15 protein-coding genes are annotated in these 18,293 nt (G+C 66.9%); 5 read left to right on the forward strand and 10 right to left on the reverse strand.

Features of this window, described 5'->3' with window-relative positions:
• Position 1: 1 nt before the first annotated feature.
• The 6 genes from RCF34_RS09585 to RCF34_RS09610 form a co-directional block, all read right to left on the reverse strand.
• The gene (locus RCF34_RS09585; RefSeq protein ID WP_308707954.1) at positions 2-3,109 is read right to left on the reverse strand and encodes an efflux RND transporter permease subunit; all 3,108 of its coding nucleotides are present in this window, start codon (positions 3,107-3,109) and stop codon (positions 2-4) included.
• Positions 3,106-6,279 carry an efflux RND transporter permease subunit gene (locus tag RCF34_RS09590; RefSeq protein WP_308707955.1) on the reverse strand — a complete coding sequence of 1,058 codons (3,174 nt, stop codon included), beginning with the start codon at positions 6,277-6,279 and terminating at the stop codon, positions 3,106-3,108. Before RCF34_RS09590 ends, RCF34_RS09585 begins: the two co-directional genes overlap by 4 nt.
• Complete coding sequence (locus tag RCF34_RS09595) at positions 6,276-7,460, reverse strand: MdtA/MuxA family multidrug efflux RND transporter periplasmic adaptor subunit (protein WP_308707956.1); 1,185 nt, start codon at positions 7,458-7,460, stop codon at positions 6,276-6,278. The genes RCF34_RS09590 and RCF34_RS09595 overlap by 4 nt, the downstream gene beginning before the upstream one ends.
• Positions 7,461-7,597: 137 nt before the next feature.
• On the reverse strand, positions 7,598-8,431 hold the full coding sequence (yghU, locus tag RCF34_RS09600) for a glutathione-dependent disulfide-bond oxidoreductase (protein ID WP_308707957.1): 834 nt from the start codon (positions 8,429-8,431) through the stop codon (positions 7,598-7,600).
• A gap of 120 nt (positions 8,432-8,551) precedes the next feature.
• Positions 8,552-9,454: an AraC family transcriptional regulator gene (locus RCF34_RS09605; protein WP_308707958.1), complete on the reverse strand. Its 903-nt coding sequence runs from the start codon at positions 9,452-9,454 to the stop codon at positions 8,552-8,554.
• Between the two features lie 65 nt (positions 9,455-9,519).
• A complete protein-coding gene (locus RCF34_RS09610) occupies positions 9,520-10,614 on the reverse strand; it encodes a GNAT family N-acetyltransferase/peptidase C39 family protein (RefSeq protein WP_308707959.1) in 1,095 nt (364 codons plus the stop codon).
• A 139-nt stretch (positions 10,615-10,753) separates the two neighbouring features.
• Here RCF34_RS09610 and RCF34_RS09615 point away from each other — a divergent pair, with 139 nt between their 5' ends.
• Complete coding sequence (locus RCF34_RS09615; protein WP_183630657.1) at positions 10,754-12,247, forward strand: RimK family protein; 1,494 nt, start codon at positions 10,754-10,756, stop codon at positions 12,245-12,247.
• A 121-nt stretch (positions 12,248-12,368) separates the two neighbouring features.
• Here RCF34_RS09615 and RCF34_RS09620 read toward each other — a convergent pair whose 3' ends face one another.
• Entirely contained in the window at positions 12,369-12,572 is a 204-nt protein-coding gene (locus RCF34_RS09620) for an SEC-C metal-binding domain-containing protein (protein ID WP_308707960.1), read from the reverse strand.
• Between the two features lies 1 nt (position 12,573).
• Positions 12,574-13,056 carry an LEA type 2 family protein gene (locus tag RCF34_RS09625; protein ID WP_308707961.1) on the reverse strand — a complete coding sequence of 161 codons (483 nt, stop codon included), beginning with the start codon at positions 13,054-13,056 and terminating at the stop codon, positions 12,574-12,576.
• 169 nt (positions 13,057-13,225) lie between these two features.
• Between RCF34_RS09625 and RCF34_RS09630 the strand changes: the two genes are divergently transcribed.
• Positions 13,226-13,783: a hypothetical protein gene (locus RCF34_RS09630; protein ID WP_308707962.1), complete on the forward strand. Its 558-nt coding sequence runs from the start codon at positions 13,226-13,228 to the stop codon at positions 13,781-13,783.
• Between the two features lie 12 nt (positions 13,784-13,795).
• Here RCF34_RS09630 and RCF34_RS09635 read toward each other — a convergent pair whose 3' ends face one another.
• Together RCF34_RS09635 and RCF34_RS09640 are read right to left on the reverse strand one after the other, a co-directional pair.
• The gene (locus RCF34_RS09635; protein WP_308707963.1) at positions 13,796-14,269 is read right to left on the reverse strand and encodes a YchJ family protein; all 474 of its coding nucleotides are present in this window, start codon (positions 14,267-14,269) and stop codon (positions 13,796-13,798) included.
• A gap of 1 nt (position 14,270) precedes the next feature.
• Positions 14,271-14,768 (reverse strand): DUF6231 family protein, encoded by a 498-nt coding sequence (locus tag RCF34_RS09640; RefSeq protein WP_308707964.1) that lies wholly within the window; start codon positions 14,766-14,768, stop codon positions 14,271-14,273.
• Positions 14,769-14,903: 135 nt separating this feature from the next.
• Here RCF34_RS09640 and RCF34_RS09645 point away from each other — a divergent pair, with 135 nt between their 5' ends.
• The 3 genes from RCF34_RS09645 to dinG all read left to right on the forward strand — a co-directional run bounded on the left by RCF34_RS09645 (position 14,904) and on the right by dinG (position 18,188).
• Complete coding sequence (locus RCF34_RS09645; protein WP_308707965.1) at positions 14,904-15,557, forward strand: OmpA family protein; 654 nt, start codon at positions 14,904-14,906, stop codon at positions 15,555-15,557.
• A gap of 90 nt (positions 15,558-15,647) precedes the next feature.
• Positions 15,648-15,908, forward strand: a complete 261-nt coding sequence (locus tag RCF34_RS09650) for a DUF1145 domain-containing protein (protein WP_308707966.1) — start codon at positions 15,648-15,650, stop codon at positions 15,906-15,908.
• 135 nt (positions 15,909-16,043) lie between these two features.
• A complete protein-coding gene (gene dinG, locus RCF34_RS09655; RefSeq protein WP_308707967.1) occupies positions 16,044-18,188 on the forward strand; it encodes an ATP-dependent DNA helicase DinG in 2,145 nt (714 codons plus the stop codon).
• Positions 18,189-18,293 lie beyond the last annotated feature (105 nt).

Here is an 18,293-nt window from a genome sequence, read left to right on the forward strand (position 1 = left end):
GTTACCTTCGGGCCGCGGCGCGGCGCAGATGCTGGCGCCAGAACCGGCGGCTGGCGCGGCTCAGGCGGTCGAGACAGAGGAATACCACCGGGGTGGTGAAGAGGGTCAGCACCTGGCTCAGGGCCAGGCCGCCGACGATGGCCAGGCCCAGGGGCTGGCGCAGGGCGTCGTCGCCGCCGCTGCCCAGCGCCAGCGGCAGGGCGCCGAAGAAGGCGGCCAGGGTTGTCATCAGGATTGGCCGGAATCTCAGGCGGCAGGCCTCGCGGATGGAGCCCTCGGGTGAGAGGCCACGGTCGCGCTCGGCCACCAGGGCGAAGTCCACCAGCAGGATGGCGTTCTTCTTGACGATGCCGATCAGCAGCAGGATGCCGATCAGGGCGATGAGGGTCAGCTGGGTGCCGGTCGCCAGCAGCAGCAACAGGGCGCCCACCCCGGCCGACGGCAGGGTGGAGAGGATGGTCAGCGGGTGGATGTAGCTCTCGTAGAGCATGCCCAGCACCAGGTAGATGGCCGCCAGCGCCGCGGCCACCAGCCAGGGAATCTGCGCGACCAGGGTGGCGAAGGCCTGGGCGGTGCCCTGGAAGCCGGACTGGATCTCCCGCGGCAGGCCGACCCTGACCAGCGCCGCCTGGGTCGCCGCCTCGGCTTGTTCCAGGGACACCCCGTCGGCCAGGTTGAAGGCCAGGGTACTGGTCGCCATCTGGCCCTGGTGCGCCACCGTCAGGGGCGCGTTGCCGCCGGCGAAACGGGCGAAGGCGGCGAGCGGGACCTGGCCACCGCCGCTGGTCACCACGTACAGCTGCTTGAGCACCTCCGGGTCCTGGGTGTAGGCCGGCGCCAGCCCCAGCACCACGTGGTACTGGTTGAGGGTGCGATAGAGGGTGGCGACCTGGCGCTGGCTGAAGGCGTTGTCGAGGAAGGTATCGAGTTCCTCGACGGTCACCCCCAGGCGGCTGGCCGCGGCGCGGTCGATCTCCAGGCGCACCTCCTGGCCGCCGTTCTGCGCATCGGAATCCACCCCGGTGAGTTCCGGCAGGGCCTTGAAGGCGGCTTCCACCCTGGGCGTCCAGCTGCGCAATGCTTCGAGGTCGTCGGCCTGCAGGCTGAATTGATAGGTGGCGTTGGCGCTGCGCCCCCCGACCCGCAGATCCTGGGCTGGCATGAGGAACAGCTGGATGCCGGCGTGGCGGCTGCCGAGCTGGCTGAGGCGATTGGCGATCCGCTGGGCGCTGTCCTTTCGCTCGCCGTAGTTTTTGAGGCGGATGAAGAATTGCGCGGAGTTGCGCGAGCCGAACATGCCACCGCCGGTGGAAGCCATCACCGCCGCCACGTCGGGATCACGACGCAAGCTGGCGGCAATCTCCTTCACATAGGGCGCCAGGGCCTGGTAGGAGATGCTCTGGTCGGCGCGGATGGCGCCGAGCACCACCCCGGTGTCCTGGTCCGGAAAGAAGCCCTTGGGCACCACCACATAGAGGTAGACGTTGAGCACCACGGTGAGCGCCAGGCTCGCCAGGGTCAGCAGCGGGTGGCGCAGGACCCAATCCAGGCCGCGCAGATAGCCGCCTTGCAGGCGCGCGAGGCCGTTCTCGATCCACCGATAGGGCGTCGGCACCGGCGCCGTGGGTGAGCGCTCGCGCAGCACCCGCGCGCAGAGCATGGGGGTGAGGGTCAGCGACAGCAGCATGGAGATGACCAGCGCCACGCTGAGGGTCACGGCGAATTCGCGGAACAGCCGGCCGACGATGCCACCCATGAGCAGCAGCGGGATGAAGACGGCGATCAGCGAGAGGGTCATCGACAGCACGGTGAAGGCCACCTCGCGGCCGCCGATCAGTGCCGCGCGCAGCGGCCCGCGGCCCAGCTCGCGGTGGCGGGTGACGTTCTCCAGCACCACGATGGCGTCGTCCACCACGAACCCGGTGGCGATGATCAGCGCCATCAGCGACAGGTTGTCCAGGCTGTAGTCGAGCAGGTACATGACCGCGCAGGTGCCGATCAGCGACAGCGGCAGGGCCACGGCGGGTACCAGGGTGGCCCGCAGGTCGCGCAGGAAGACGAACACCACCGCGATCACCAGCAGCACCGCCACCAGCAGGGTCTCCTCGGTGGAGTGCAGCGAGGCGCGGATGCTGGCCGAGCGGTCGATCACCGGTACCAGGTCCACGTCGCCCGGTACCAAGGCCTGCAGCGCCGGCAGCTGGGCCTTGATGGCGTCCAGGGTCTGCAGCATGTTGGCGCCAGCCTGGCGGGTGACGCCCAGGGTCACCGAGGGCTGGCCGTTCAGCGAGCCGCTGACGTAGACGTCCTCGACCGTGGCGTAGACCCGCGCCACGTCGCTCAGCCGCACCGCGGCGCCTTGCTGGTAGCCGACGATCAGCGGCGCATAGTCCGCCGCCTGCTCCAGCTGGCCATTGCTCTCGATGGACCAGGTCTGGCCCTCGGCGTGCAGCACGCCCTTGGCGCCATGGGTGGTGGCGTTGGCGATGGCCGCGCGCACGCTGTCCAGGGCGATGCCGGCATGGGCCAGTTGCTGGGGCTGCAGGTCGATGCGGATCGCCGGCAGCGAACTGCCGCGGATCGACACCTGGCCGACGCCCTGCACCTGGGCGATCTTCTGCTGCAGGATGCTCGACGCCAGGTCATAGAGTTCGCCCGGGCTGCGCGTGTTGGACGTCAGCGCCAGCATCAGGATCGGCGATTCCGTGGGGTTGGCCTTGCGATAGGTCGGCAGGCTGGGCATGCCGCTGGGCAGCAGGCTGCGGGCGGCGTTGATGCCGGCCTGGACGTCGCGGGCGGCACCGTCGATGTTGCGCGACAGGTCGAATTGCAGGATCAGGGTGGCGGAGCCCTGGCTGCTGCTGGAGGTCAGCTCGGTGACTCCGGCGATCTGGCCGAGGCTGCGCTCCAGCGGCGTGGCCACGGTGGCGGCCATGGTCTCGGGACTGGCGCCCGGCAGACTGGCGCTGACTACGAGGGTGGGGAAGTCCACCTTGGGCAGGGGCGCCACCGGCAAGCGGGCGTAGCCGAGCAGGCCGAGCAGCAGCACCGCCAGACTCAGCAACAGGGTGGCGACCGGCTTGAGCACGAACAGGCGGATGGGATTCATCGTCCGCCGCTCCGCTGCCAGCGCCGTCCCAGCCGCTCGCCGAGGCTATCGAAGACCAGGTAGATCACCGGCGTGGTGTAGAGCGTCAGCACCTGGCTGACCAGCAGCCCGCCGACGATCACCAGCCCCAGTGGCCGACGCAGCTCGGCACCGGAGCCACTGGCGAACATCAAGGGCAGGGCGCCGAGCAGGGCGGCCAGGGTGGTCATCAGGATGGGTCTCAGGCGCAGCAGGCAGGCGCGGTGGATGGCTTCCCGCGGCGCCAGGTGCAGTTGCTGGCGTCCTTCGAGGGCGAAGTCCACCATCATGATGGCGTTCTTCTTGACAATGCCGATCAGCAGCACCACGCCGATCAGGGCGATCAGGGAAAACTCGGTGCCGGTCAGCAACAGGAGCGCCAGGGCGCCGATGGCCGCCGAGGGCAGGGTGGAGAGGATGGTCACCGGGTGGATGAAGCTCTCGTAGAGCACCCCCAGCACGATGTACATCACCACCACCGCGGCCAGGATCAGCCACAGGGTATTGCTGGCCGCCCGCTGGAAGGCCTGGGCCGCGCCCTGGTACCTCAGGGTGACGCTGCTCGGCGCCTGGGCCTCGTTGAGGCACTGGGCGATGGCCTGTTGCGCCTGCTCCAGGGAGTAGCCGTCGGCTAGGTTGAAGGACAGCGTCACCGCCGGGAATTGCCCCAGGCGCGTCAGTGCCAGGGCGCCGGGGCGCTGCTCGATGCGGGCGATGTCGGTGAGGCGCACCAGGCCCTTGGGACCGCTGCTCGTGGCTGTCGTACTAGTGCTATTGCTATTGCTATTGCTATTGCTCTTGCTGGTGCTGGCCGTGGCGGTGATCGCCGGCGCCAGATAGATGTCGCCGAAGGCCGCCGGGGTCTGCCGGAAGGCACCGGGCACCTGCAGCACCACCCGGTACTGGTTGGCCTGGGTGAAGATGGTGGAGATCAGCCGCTGGCCGAAGGCGTTGTAGAGCGCGGTGTCCACGTCTGCCGCGGTGATGCCGAAGCGCGCAGCGGCGGTGCGGTTCAGCTCCACCTGGGCGGTGAGGCCCTGGTCTTCCAAGTCATCGAGCACGTCGCGCAGCTCCGGCCGTGCCTGCAGACGCGGCATCAGCCGCGGCAGCAGAGCGGCCAGCCGGGTGCCGTCGGCATCGTCCAGGGTGAGCTGGTACTGGCTGGGCGTGAGCTGGTCGTCCACCGTCAGCTCCTGGTTGGCCACCAGGTCCAGGCGAATGCCGGCGACGCCTGCGGCGGCCTGCTTGAGGCGCTGGATGATGGCCGGCGCCCGCTCGCTGCGCTCGTCGAAGGGCTTGAGCTGGATCTGCAGGCGGCCCTGGTTGAGGGTGGCGTTGCTGCCGTCGACACCGATGGTCGAGGTCACCGTGGCCACCGCCGGATCGGCCAGCACCCTTTGCACCAGCGCCTGCTGGCGGCGTGCCATGGCATCGAAGGAGACATCCTGGGAGGCGCGGGTGAAACCGACGATCAGTCCGGTGTCTTCGCCGGGAAAGAAGCCCTTGGGCACCAGCAGATAGAGCAGGGCGGTCAGCGCCACGGTGGCCATGGCCACCAGCAGGGTCAGCCGCTGATGTTCCAGCACCACGCCCAGGGTGCGGTCGTAACCCGCGACCAGGCGCTCGAATTGCCGTTCGCCCCAGCGCGCGAAGCGGCTCTGGCGCTCCGGCGGCACGTGCTGAAGCAGCCGGCCGCAGAGCATCGGCGTAAGCGTCAGGGAGACGAACATGGAGACCAGGATGGCCACCGCCAGCGTGATGGCGAATTCGCGGAACAGCCGGCCCACCACGTCGCCCATGAACAGCAGCGGGATCAGCACGGCGATCAGCGAGAAGGTCAGGGAGATGATGGTGAAGCCGATCTCCCGCGAACCGCGCAGCGCCGCCTGCAGCGGCGGCTCGCCCTCTTCCAGGTGGCGGGCGATGTTCTCCACCACCACGATGGCGTCGTCGATGACGAAGCCGGTGGCGATGGTCAGGGCCATCAGCGTCAGGTTGTTCAGCGAGAAGCCGGCCAGGTACATCACGCCAAAGGTGCCCACCAGCGACAGCGGTACCGCCAGACTGGGGATCAGGGTGGCGGTGAGGTTGCGCAGGAACAGGAAGGTCACCATGACCACCAGGGCGATGGACAGCAGCAATTCGAACTGCACGTCGGAAAGCGAGGCGCGGATGGTCTGGGTGCGGTCGGCCAGCACCGTCGGCTGGACGTTGTCGGGCAGGGCCGCGCGCAGCGTGGGAAGCTGCGCCTGGATGGCGTCGACCACGCCGATGACATTGGCCCCCGGCTGGCGCTGGATGTTGATGACGATGGCCGGCCGGCCGTTGGCCGTGGCCGCCAGGTAGGCGTTCTCCGGCGCCTCCTCGGCGGTGGCCACGTCCTTGAGGCGCAGGGCGGCGCCGTCCGTGTAGCTGAGCACCAGCTCGCCGTACTCGGCGGCGCTGCGCAACTGGTCGTTGGCGTCGATGGTGATGGAGTGGTCCGGGCCGTCGAAGCCGCCCTTGGAGCCGTTGACGTTGGCGGCGTTGACCACCGTGTAGACGTCTTCCAGGGTCAGGCCATGGGCGGCCAGGGCCTTGGGGTCGACGTCGATGCGCACCGCCGGCTGCTGGCCGCCGGCCAGGCTCACCAGGCCGACCCCGGAGATCTGCGCCAGCTTCAGCGCCAGGCGGGTGTTGACCAGGTCCTGCACCTGGGTCAGCGGCAGGCTGTCGGAGGTGGCGGCCAGGGTCAGCACCGGGGCGTCGGCGGGATTGACCTTCTTGTAGGTGGGCGGATTGGGCAGGTCGTCCGGCAGATAGCTGTTGGCGGCGTTGATCGCGGCCTGCACCTCCTGCTCGGCGACGTCCAGCGACAGGCTGAGATCGAACTTCAGGGTAATGACCGAGGCGCCGGCCGAGCTGGTGGAGTACTGCTGCGCCAGGCCGGCCATCTGCCCCAGCTGGCGCTCCAGCGGCGCGGTCACCGCGGTGGCCAGCACCTTGGCGCTCGCGCCGGGATAGAGGGTGGTCACCTGGATGATGGGGTAGTCCACCTCCGGTAGCGCCGAGATGGGCAGCAAGCGATAGCCGAGAAGGCCGGCGAACAGCACCGCCACCATCAGCAGCACCGTCGCCACCGGCCGCTGGATGAACAACCGTGAGGGATTCATGGGCGGGCGTCCGCCGCTGGCGCGCCTTCCACGCGGACCTGGGCGCCGTCGCGCAGGTGGTCGATGCCAAGGATGACCACCCGCTCATCGCCCGCGAGTCCCTGGGTGATGGCCACTCGGTCGCCCAGTGCCGGCCCGGTGGTCACGCCGCGTCTTTGCACCCTGTCATCGGCGCCCACCACATAGACGAAGCTGCCGTCGCTGCCCAGCTGCACCGCGGCGGCAGGGACCACCACGGCGTTCTTCAGGGTGTCGGTTTGCAGGCGCACGTTGACGAACTGGTTGGGGTAGAGCTTCTCGTCCGGGTTGGCGAACAGCGCCTTGAGCTTGAGGCTGCCGGTGCTGGTGTCGATCTCGTTGCTGATGAACTTCAGCGTGCCCTCGGCCAGCGTCGTGCTGTCCAGCTGGCCCAGCGCGGTGACCGGCAGCGCCTGGCCCTGGCGGACCTTGGGCAGTAGGCTGGCGAGCGCCGCCTGGGGCAGGCTGAAGGTCACGGCGATGGGATCGGTCTGGGTGATGCTGACGAGGCCGGTGGTGTCGCCGGCCGCCAGGTAGTTGCCCGGATCCACCAGGCGCAGGCCGACGTAGCCCTCCAGCGGCGCCGTGATACGCGCGTACTGCAGGTTCAACTGGGCGGCGGCGATCTGCGCCTGGTCCGCCTGCACCGCGCCCTGGTACTGGCCCACGGTGGCGACCTGGGTGTCCAGCTCCTGTTTGGCCAGGGAATCCTTGGCCACCAGTCGGCGATAGCGTTCCAGGGTCAACTGGGCACTCTTGAGCTGCGCCTGGTTCTGCGCCAGGTCACCGCGATACTGGTCCAGGGTGGCCTGGTAGGGCCGCGGATCGATCTGCGCCAGGAGCTGGCCTTTCTTCACCCGCTGGCCTTCGGTGAAGAACACCTGCTCCAGCTGACCGGCCACCCGGGTGGTCACCGTCACGCTGGCGTTGGCCACCACGGTGCCCAGGGCGGTGAGGGTGACCGGCACATCGGCGTGCCCGGCCTGCCCCACCGCGACGGTGATCGGCTGGCCTTGCCCCGCGGCAGCGCCCCAGGCCCGACCGCCATGGCTGCCTTGCGCAGCGCTACCGTCGTCCGTCGAACGCCTGTGCAGCACCAGCCCCAGCGCCACGGCGGCACCGACCAAGACAACGACGACGAGAATGCGGGATTTCCTGCTCATGCCTGCCAGACCTGACTGAGATGGAGGTCAGGCTGCTGGGCAAATGTGCAGGAAATATGGAAAGGACGTTCAGCCGTCCAGGTAGGTTGCGGCTGAACGCAGCGAAGCCCAGCGGCCCCGCTGCTTTCTGGTCCGCGTCAATCCAGGTCGGCCGCCGAATGCCGCTCGGCCACCTGCTCCCCTGGCTCACCCCAGGTCCGATTGACCCGCCGACCGCGCTGCACCGCCGGCCGGGCGGCGATGGCCTTGGCCCAGCGCTGCACGTGGGTATAGTCCTGCACCGAGAGGAATTCCGCGGCGTTGTACAGCTGGCCCAGCACCAGGTTGCCGTACCAGCTCCAGATGGCGATGTCGGCGATGCCGTAGTCCTCGCCGGCCACATAGCTGCGCTCGGCCAGCAGGCGGTCGAGCACATCGAGTTGGCGCTTGGCTTCCATGGCGTAGCGGTTGATGGGGTATGCGAGCTTTTCTGGCGCATAGGCGTAGAAATGGCCGAAGCCGCCGCCCAGGAAGGGCGCCGAGCCCATCTGCCAGAACAGCCAGTTCAGCGTCTCGGTGCGCCCGGCATGATCCTTGGGAATGAAGGCACCAAAGCTGTCGGCGAGATAGAGCAGGATGGCGCCGGACTCGAAGACACGCAGCGGCTCGGCGCCGCGGCGATCCACCAGGGCCGGGATCTTGGAATTCGGGTTGATCTCGACGAAGCCGCTGGAAAATTGCTCGCCCTCGCTGATGCGGATCAGCCAGGCGTCGTATTCGGCGTCGCGGTGTCCGGCCGCCAGCAATTCCTCCAGCAGGATGGTCACCTTCATGCCGTTTGGCGTACCCAGCGAATACACTTGGAAGGGATGCTCGCCGACCGGCAGTTCCTGGTCATGGGTCGGCCCGGCGACAGGGCGGTTGATGCTGGCGAAGTTGCCGCCGGAGGTGGTGGGGGTCCAGACGCGTGGGGGCGTGTAGGGTTCGCTCATGATGGCTCTGTCCTCGGTCGGCACGGATGGGTAGTTCGATCATAACCGAACTTTGCGCCAGGTCTGTTCAATGGCTCTCATGCTGGCGACAAACCGGATCCAGGAAAGCCGCTGAGGCGCTCAGGCGTTCTGTTCGGTCAGGCGCTGCACCGTCAGGCTGCGGTACTGGCGCGGGGTCATGCCCTTGAGCTGGTGGAAACGTCGATTGAAGTTGGAGATGTTGTTGAAGCCGGCCTCGAAGCAGATGTCGGTGACCGGCATGCGGCTGTGGGAGAGCATCTCGCAGGCCTTGCTGATGCGCAGGCTGTTGACGAATTCGACGAAGGTGCGGCCGGTGGCCTGGCGGAAGAAACGCGAGAAATAGGTGGGCGTCATGCCCAGGTGCTCGGCCACTTCCTCCTGGGTGAAATCACGCTGGTAGTGATCGAAGATGAAATTCAGCGCCCGGTTGGTGCGATCCACCGCCTGTTCGCTCGCCGTGGCCGGCTCGACGCTGCCCGACAGCAGCTGGTAGCGCTCCGAGGTGGCCAGCGCTTCCATCAGCACCAGGAAATGGCCGAGGCGGGTGGCACCGCCGCTTTCCGAGATCTGTTGCAGCAGCGCCTCGGCGCGGGCGATCAGCTGCGGATCCTGGAATTCGATGCCATAGCGGGCGCGCTCCAGCAGCGGCGCCAGGCCGCTGAGTTCGGGAAACACCGCCGTGGCGTTGTCCACCGTCTCGTTGGTGAAGTTGACCAGCATGTCGCGCTTGGCCACCACCTCGCCCTCGGCGACGCGGCTGATCCAGTTGTGCGGCAGATGCGGGCCGGTGAGGAACAGACTGCCCGGATAGAAGTTGCCGATGTAGTCGCCGATGAAAGCGGTCCCCGAACTGGCCACGATCAGGTGCAGCTCGTATTCCTTGTGGAAATGCCAGCGCACCAGCGGGCAGGGAAAACCATGCTCCCGATAGATCACCGAGTGACCGCTCAGGTCCTCCATCAATTCGTAGGAGGGGTTGCGCTTGCGCAAGGACTGACTCATGGGGCGACCCGCCAATCAAGTTGGTCCTGATCCTGGCCCTGTTCGCGCCACCGTGCAACCCTGCATCAACCGGCTCGCAGGACTACCGCCGCGCGCAGCTTGCCGCGGCCGAAGCGACTCATCTTGTCGAATTCGGCATGGGACACGGGGATGTGCTGGCAGTCCAGTTCGCGGCGGTGCTGGCTGTGGTCGACATCGGGGTCGTGCAGGTAGACGAAGTCCTCGTCGCAGTCGGTGACCAGCACCCAATGAGGCCCCTTGGCCTTGGTCAGCCGGAAGGAGCTGATCAGCACCAGTGGAAAGGCGCCCTCGGCGACCCAGGCGGCCACGTCCAGGCGGGTGCGGTAGAGCCGCTCGATGGGCGACTGCTTGACCTCGGCGCTGAAGTCCTCGTGCACCAGGCGCATGACCTCCTTCTTCTCCTCGCTGCGCACGCCATCGAGAAACAGCGGCCCCCGGGTGTTGACCTGCAGCGTCACGCTGAAGCCCCGTCGCTGGGCGGCCAGGGCCAGGCCATGGGGCCCGCAGCCACCGTGGCCTGCCGTCATGTAGATGGTGGTGGCTTCCCGCCACAGCCGCAGTTCCTCGCGCCGCTCCAGTGGCCGGCCCGGTTGCAGCGCGCCCATGGCCATCAGCAGGCTGGCCGGGCCACAGGTGAAGTCGGTGGTCTGGCGATAGAAGGGCACCGGTCGGGCCTGGCCCTCGCGTGGCTGGCGGATGCGCTTCTCGAAGCGCAGCGCCTGGCTGTGGTCCTCGTAGTAGTCCTCTACCGTGGCGAAGGGCAGGTAGCCGTTGCGTTCATAGAGGGCGATGGCGGCGGCGTTGTCCGGCCGGACCTCCAGGCGCAGGTAGGCGCAGTCGCGCTCCACCGCCTCGGCTTCGGCAGCCTCCAGCAGGCGCTGGCCCAGGCGATGACCGCGCGCCTCGGGATCGACGGCGATGGAATAGAGACGCGCCAGCGAGGTGTTCTGGTGGAACAGCACCAGGGCATAGCCCGCCACCTGGCGGTCATTTTCGGCCAGGATCAGCACGGCGTTCGCCCGGGTGAGCATGTAGTGGAAATTGCGCCGGGAAAGGCGGTCATAGCTGAAGCAGCGCGCTTCCAGATCGACCAGCGCCGCCAGATCGTCCAGCCCGGCGGGCCTGAGCATGAAACTCATCGCGAAGGATTCTCCTGGAGCAGAGCGGGCAGCCTGGCATGGTTAAGCAACGGTTAATAGCACCCGCGTTACAACAGTTGGAGTGGTCCGGCGGCATCCGGGTTTCCGCCGGGACCACGCCCCGCACCGAGGAGGTCCAGTGAGCAAGCTGTATATCGTCGTGGAACGCAAGGAAGACTGGTCGTCCTACTATCCCAGTGAAGATGTCATCACCGCCCAGGAATACCTGGAGCAATCCAACGAGCAGGACAACGGCAAACGCGTGCAGGTGATCAACCTCTGCCGCAGCCAGAAGTACCTCGGCCACGGCTATTACTGCTCGCTGCTCGCCGAAGCCCGGGGGCACAAGGTCATCCCCTCGGTGCGCACCATCAGCGAACTGGCGCGCAAGTCCCTCTACGGCCTGGCGCTGGAGGACCTGGACAAGCTGCTGACCAAGGCACTGGCCGGCCATCCCTATGGCAGCGCCGATGGCTTCACCCTCACGCTCTATTTCGGCAATACCGACATCGCACCCCTGCAGGACCTGGCACGCCAGGTGTTCGAGGCCTTTCCCTGCCCGCTGCTACTGGTGGAATTCCGCCGCGATCGCGCCGGCTGGCACATCGGCGGCCTCAAGCTGGGCAGCATCCACAAGCTGCACGAACAGCAGGAAGACCTCTTCGCCAACGCCCTCGACGGCTTCAGTCGCCGCGTCTGGCTCAAGCCGGGGCGCCGCGAGAAATACCGTTTCGACCTGGCCATCCTGCACGACCCCAAGGAAGCCTTTCCGCCCTCCGATGCCAAGGCGCTGAAGAATTTCGTGCGCGTCGGCAAACACCTGGGGCTGGACGTGGAGCTGATCGAAAAGAAGGATTACGCGCGGCTGGGTGAATTCGATGCCCTGTTCATCCGCGAGACCACCGCCATCGACCACCATACCTATCGCTTCGCCAAGAAGGCCGAAAGCGAGGGCCTGGTGGTGATGGACGATCCACGCTCGATCCTGAGATGCACCAACAAGGTCTATCTGGCCGACCTGCTGCGCGCCCACAAACTGGACATGCCAGCGACCGAGATCCTCTACAAGGACAATCCCGGTCAACTCGAAGGACTCGGTGAACGCCTGGGCTTTCCGTTGGTGCTCAAGATCCCCGATGGCTCCTTTTCCCGCGGCGTCATCAAGGTCGAGGACCCCGCCCAGCTGCGCAAGGCCAGCGCCGAACTCTTCGAACGCTCGGTGCTGCTCCTGGCCCAGGAGTTCTTCTACACCGAATATGACTGGCGGATCGGCGTGCTCAACCAGGAGCCGATCTTCGCCTGCCAGTACTTCATGTCCAAGGGGCACTGGCAGATCTACGACCACAGCGCCAGCGCCACCGAGGTCAGTGGCGATTTCCGCACCCTGGCGGTGCAGGACGCGCCTCACGCCGTAGTGGAACTGGCGGTACGCACCGCCAACCTGATCGGCGATGGCCTCTATGGCGTGGATCTGAAACAGGCGGGAGACAAGCTGGCGGTGATCGAAGTCAACGACAACCCCAACATCGATTGCGGGGTGGAGGACCTCGTGCTCAAGGACGATCTCTACGCCCTCGTGCTGGAGGAGTTCATCCGGCGGCTGGAGTCGCAACGCGGCGGGCAGCCCTGGTAACGCGCCAGGGTCGCGGAGTCGTAGGTTGGGCTGAGCGTAGCGAAGCCCAACAGTCCAGGCTGGCTTCGCTATGCTGGGCTTCGACGGTAGAGCCGCCTCAGCCCAACCTACAGAAACGGGCTCAGGCGCCGTGGCACTTCTTGAATTTCTTCTCGCTGCCGCACGGGCAGGGATCGTTGCGACCCACTTCCTTCAGCGGATTGCGCACCGGCTCCTGGACCGGACCATGGTTACAGTGCGGGCCATGCACATGGTGCGCATGACCGTGATCATGCTGGTGGTCATGGTCATGATTGCAATCGGGACCGTGGACGTGTTGGTTCATCTCATAACTCCGGGATGTAGGCGCCAGGCACGAACTGCCCCTGGCGAGAAAAATGGACACTGCGTCCGAACAGCCAGCCGGTCTTCACCCGACCGCGCAGGCGGTAATTGATCGGCTGGCTGGGGTCCTCCAGCATGCGGCCGACGTCCTTCACGTAGCGCCACAGATTGGTCTGCACCGGTACCGAGAAGCTGCGCTGGCCATTGGCCGGTACCGACGAACGCAGGTTGGCGGTCCCCTGGGACAGCAGCAGATCGTTCAGATAGACCGTATAGGTCAGATTGCGCACGGGCAGGGGGCTGTCGTTAGGATTCCGAACGCGGAAGTGCAGCACGAAGTCCTGGCTCCACAACCGTGCGCGGATCAGCTCCACGCCGGTCAGCTCGACCTGGGGCTCGTCATAGTTGCGCCCGATGTAGGTACAACCACCAAGGCTGCTCAGCAAGACGCCGAGCAGGGTGATGAACAAGGCCTGGCGAAGCATGCGGCACTCCCGTTTTCTGCGCAGTTTAACAAGCACCGATTGCTGCACAAGTCGGGGCCGCTTCGGCACAGGCTAACAAAAAAACGCCTGGGCCAGGCGACCGTGCGGACTGGACCACTCCGGCGCGACGTTGCATCCTGCAGCTCTTGCCGTGACCGAGGAGGTCGTCATGTCCGCCGTGCTCTATGAAATCGCCTTCCAGGGCGAGCTGGTCGCTGGCGCCGATGCGCAGCAGACCCGACAGAATCTGATGCGGCTGTTTCAGGCGGATGAACAGCGCATCGCCGTGCTCTTTTCCGGTCGCCGCATGATCATCAAGAATCGCCTCGACGCCGCCACGGCCGAGCGCTATCGCGCCACCCTGGCCCAGGCCGGGGCGCGGGTGGAGGTCGCGCCCATGGCGGAGACGATCGAGCCGGCTGCGGCACCTACCGAGAAGCGGGAGCCGACCCCGGCCACCGCTTCGCCACCTGCCGCCGAGCGCGGGTCGCTGTCGGTCGCGCCCCGCGATGCCGTGATGGCGGCTTTCGTCGCTGTCCAGGCGCCGGATTTCGGCCTGGCGCCGGTGGGTGCCGATCTCCAGGATCAGGCCGCGCCGGTAGCGTCGCCGCGAGTCGATCTCTCGCACCTTAGCCTGGCGCCGGTGGGCAGCGATCTGGGCCCGGCGTCCGAGGCGCTACCCGTGGCGGTCCCGGACACGGATCACCTGACGCTGGCCAGGGAGTGAGCTCAGCCGGCGCTACAGGAAGCCGGCACAGCACTTCTTGAACTTCGCACCACTGCCGCACAGGCAGGCGTCGTTGCGACCCGGCAGCGGACTTGCGGTCGGATCGAGAAAGTACCAGCGCCCCTCGCGCTGCACGAAGCCCGAGCGCTCTTCATGGCGATGGGTGCCACGCCCATCCTCCCAGCGCGCCACGAAGCTGACCCGCGCATGGGCGGGATCCCCCGGCTCGGGGCGATGCTCCAGCACCTGCAACCCCTGCCAGCGACTGCCCAGGCTCCAGGCCGCCAGGGCCGCCTTGTCCAACTGATCCTGCTGCGCAGGCGCCGTGGTGGCCACCAGATAGTCGATCAGCCCCAGCACATAGGCGCTGTAGCGCGAGCGCATCAGGTGCTCGGCATCGGGCGCCGGCGTGCCGGCATGAAAGGCTCCGCAACAGTCGCCGAGCGATAGGTCCGAGCCACAGGGGCAGGGGGCCATGGGTTGCATCTCACCACCAGTACTTGCCGAAATTCTGCGGATTGGCCCAGAACCGGGCATTGAGCCAGTCCGGGACCTGCTTGTAGTCGTGCAGATCATAGCTGAACAGGGTGACCACCTGGCCGTCGCGGGCGAAGCGCTCGCTGGCCTGCAGGGCCAGGGCATAGAAATCCGTCAGCTGCCAGTCACTGGCGGCCAGGTCCACCAGCACCGCCAGGCGCGAGGTGTTGAAGTTGCGCAGGCCGCCGAGCAATTCGCGGCCCTGGCGCAGCGGCAGGTGTTCCAGGCAGTCGGCGACGATCACCAGATCGTAGCGTTCGGCCAATAGGCTGGGGTCACCCAGAGGCACCGCTGCCTGCACCAGCTGGCATTGCGGATGCGCCTCGACATAGGCCCCGAGCGCCGGCAGCGGCTCGCGCGCCACACAGAGGAGGCGCTTGGGCTGGTGGTGCTCGAGCAGGCTTGCCAGAGCCTGTTGTGGGGTGCGGGACGAGAATATGTTTGCCATTAAGGGAACCCTAATCAAGTCGCGATTGACTAAGCAACCAGCGTTGTCAAGATGTGTACGCCACCATTAGTCTGACAGCGCCATAAAACGAAAGACGAGCCTAACTCGCGGCACCCGGTCTATAGGAGACCCTTCATGAGCAAGAGCATCGCAAGGACAGCTTTACCCCTCATCCTGGCAAGCACCGTGCTGGCTGGTTGTGCGGGCGGCGTACAGAAATCCGATTGGCCGGTCTGCGCTGCGGTCGGCGCGCTGGTCGGCGGTGCGGCCGGCGCTACCCAGAGCGGTAACGTCGCCGGCATGGCGGCTCTGGGCATCGGTACCACCGCTGGTGCCTATTGCTGGGTGCATGGCAAGGGCAACGAGCAGGTCGCTCGCATGGAGCCCGCTCCGGCTCCGGTGCCCGCACCGGCTCCCGCGCCGGCACCGCTGCCCAAGCAGGAAGTGATCACCGCCCGCGACCTGCACTTCGCCTTCGATTCCGCTGAGGTCAGCCCGCAAGATCGCGCTCAACTCGACGGTATCGCCGGTCGTCTGCGTGGCGAAGCCGCCAGCACTCGCCTGTCGATCACCGGCCACACCGACAGCAAGGGCACCGACGCCTACAACCAGCGTCTGTCCGAGCGTCGCGCCAAGTCGGTCAGTAACTACCTGATCCAGGCCGGCGTGCCGGCAGCCAGCGTCGTGTCCGTGAAAGGCATGGGCGAGCGTCAGCCGATCGCCACCAACGAGACCGCTGAAGGCCGTGCCACCAACCGCCGCGTCGAGATCCAGATCGACCGCGAGTGATGCACCGGCGGCGGACCCTGGTCCGCCGCCTTTACTTTCTCCGGCTCCAGGCGTTATGGTCCGAACCATCTCGTCCTCCTGCTGGAATCCATGAAAACCCTGTCCCTTACCGGCAAAGTCCTTCTCCTGCTGTTCTGGCTCGCCGCAGCCGCCACCCTCGCTCTGCCTCTCGCCCGTCCTTTCCCCCAATTGCTGGCCCTGGTCGCCCTGGCCTTGCTGCTCCTGCACCTGGGTGAAGTCTTCGCCAACCGCCGTGCCTTGCGCCTGCGTCGTCACCCCTGGCTCGACCGCTTGAGCCTGTTGGTCTTTGGCGCCTTTCATCGCCTACCCCCGCAGTTGCCCATCGCCTAATCGGCCTGCGACCTCAACGTCGGGCGCATCCTGACGACAGGCGCGTTATCATAGCGCCCAAGATCCATTACTGTAGATGCATACAGCGCTCGTCCGCCGGACGTGGCGCTGCTTTGCCATCGCCCGGAACCAGGCATGCTCAGCACTGAACTCAAGACCCAGATCCAGGGCGCCTACACGCGTTTCCTCGAAGCCAAGTCGCTCAAGCCGCGCTACGGCCAGCGGCTGATGATCGCGGAGACCGCCAAGGGCCTGGGTGCCATCGTCCAGGACGCGGAAGGGCACCGCGAAGGTGAGCCGGCCGTGGTGGCGGTGGAAGCGGGCACGGGTACCGGCAAGACCGTGGCCTATGCCCTGGCTGCCATCCCCGCGGCCAAGGCGGCCGGCAAGCGCCTCGTCATCGCCACGGCGACGGTGGCGCTGCAGGAGCAGATCGTGCACAAGGACCTGCCGGACATCCTGCGCAACAGCGGGCTGTCCTTCAGCTTCGCCCTGGCCAAGGGCCGCGGGCGCTACCTGTGCCTGTCCAAGCTGGACATGCTGCTGCAGGAGGGCCAGGCGCAGAACGCCACCGCCCAGCTGTTCGCCGAGGATGGCTTCAAGATCGATGTGGACGAGGCATCCAACGAACTGTTCGGCAAGATGATCGAGCGCCTGGCCGGCAATCGCTGGGACGGCGATCGCGACAGCTGGCCGGAAGCCATCGAGGACGTCCAGTGGTCGCGCATCACCACCGACCACAGCCAGTGCACCAATCGCCATTGTCCGAACTTCCAGCAGTGCGCCTTCTATCGAGCACGCGAAGGCATGACCAAGGTCGATGTCATCGTCACCAACCATGACCTGGTGCTGGCCGACCTGGCCCTGGGCGGCGGCGCCATCCTGCCCGATCCCCGCGACACCCTCTATGTGTTCGACGAAGGCCACCACCTGCCGGACAAGGCCATCGGCCACTTCGCCCATTTCACCCGGCTGAGATCCACCGCCGAGTGGCTCGAGCAGATCGCCAAGAACCTCACCAAGCTCCTCGCCCAGCATCCGTTGCCCGGCGATCTCGGGCGGTTGGTGGAGCAGGTGCCGGAGCTGGCGCGGGAGATCAAGACCCAGCAGCAGTTCATGTTCACTGCCTGCGAGGCGCTGGCGGATTTCCGCGCGGGCGAGGACATGGAGGGCCGCGAGCGACCACGGCACAGATTCGTCGGCGGGGTGATCCCCGAAGACCTGCGCGAGATGGGCATCGAGCTCAAGAAAGGCTTCGCCAAGCTCACCGACCTGTTCACCCGCCTGACCGAGATGCTCAAGCAGGCCATGGACGGCGAATCCAGCATCGGCCTGGCCAGCTACCAGGCCGAGGAGTGGTATCCGCTGTTCGGCAGTCTGCTGGCAAGGGCCCAGGGCAACTGGGAGCTGTGGACCGCCTTTACCTGCGAAGACCCGGAGGACAGCCCGCCCATGGCACGCTGGATGACCCTGGCGGAAACGGGTTCGCTGTACGACATCGAGGTCAACGCCAGTCCCATCCTGGCCGCCGAGATGCTGCGTCGCCATCTGTGGAACGTGGCCTTCGGCGCCCTGGTGACCTCGGCGACCCTGACCGCCCTGGGCACCTTCGACCGCTTCCGCATGAGATCCGGCCTGCCGCGCTCGGCGGCCACCGCCGTGGTGCCCAGTCCGTTCCGCCACGCCGAGGCCGGGGTGCTGCGGGTGCCGGATCTCAAGGCCGATCCGCGCAACGCGGCCGAGCACACCGCGGCCATCGTCCGCGAATTGCCGGCCATGCTCGAAGGCGCCCGTGGCGCCCTGGTGCTGTTTTCCTCGCGGCGGCAGATGCAGGACGTCTTCGATGGCCTGGAGCGCGACTGGCGCAAGCGCGTGCTGATCCAGGGCAACCTGTCCAAGCAGGAGACGCTGAACAAGCACAAGAAGCGCGTCGACGACGGCGAGGCCAGCGTGCTGTTCGGCCTGGCCAGCTTCGCCGAGGGGGTCGACCTGCCCGGCGCCTATTGCGAGCACGTGGTCATCGCCAAGATTCCCTTCGCCGTGCCCGACGATCCGGTGGAAGCGGCCCTGGCCGAGTGGATCGAGGCGCGCGGCGGCAATCCCTTCATGGAGATCGCCGTGCCCGACGCCTCGCTGCGGCTGATCCAGGCCTGCGGCCGGCTGCTGCGCACCGAGCAGGACAGCGGCACCATCTCACTGCTGGATCGCCGCCTGGTGACCCAGCGCTACGGCAAGGCCATCCTCAATGCGCTGCCGCCGTTCCGGCGGGAGATTCAATGATTCGGCCATGGCTACGCTAATGCGTAGGCTGGGCTGAGACAGCCCCCTCGTCGAAGCCCAACAAACCCGGGGCCGAGGCAATGGCCGTTGGGCTTCGCTGTGCTC

Origin of the sequence: Pseudomonas sp. 102515 (assembly GCF_031085165.1) — a bacterium.
GTDB lineage: Bacteria > Pseudomonadota > Gammaproteobacteria > Pseudomonadales > Pseudomonadaceae > Chryseomonas.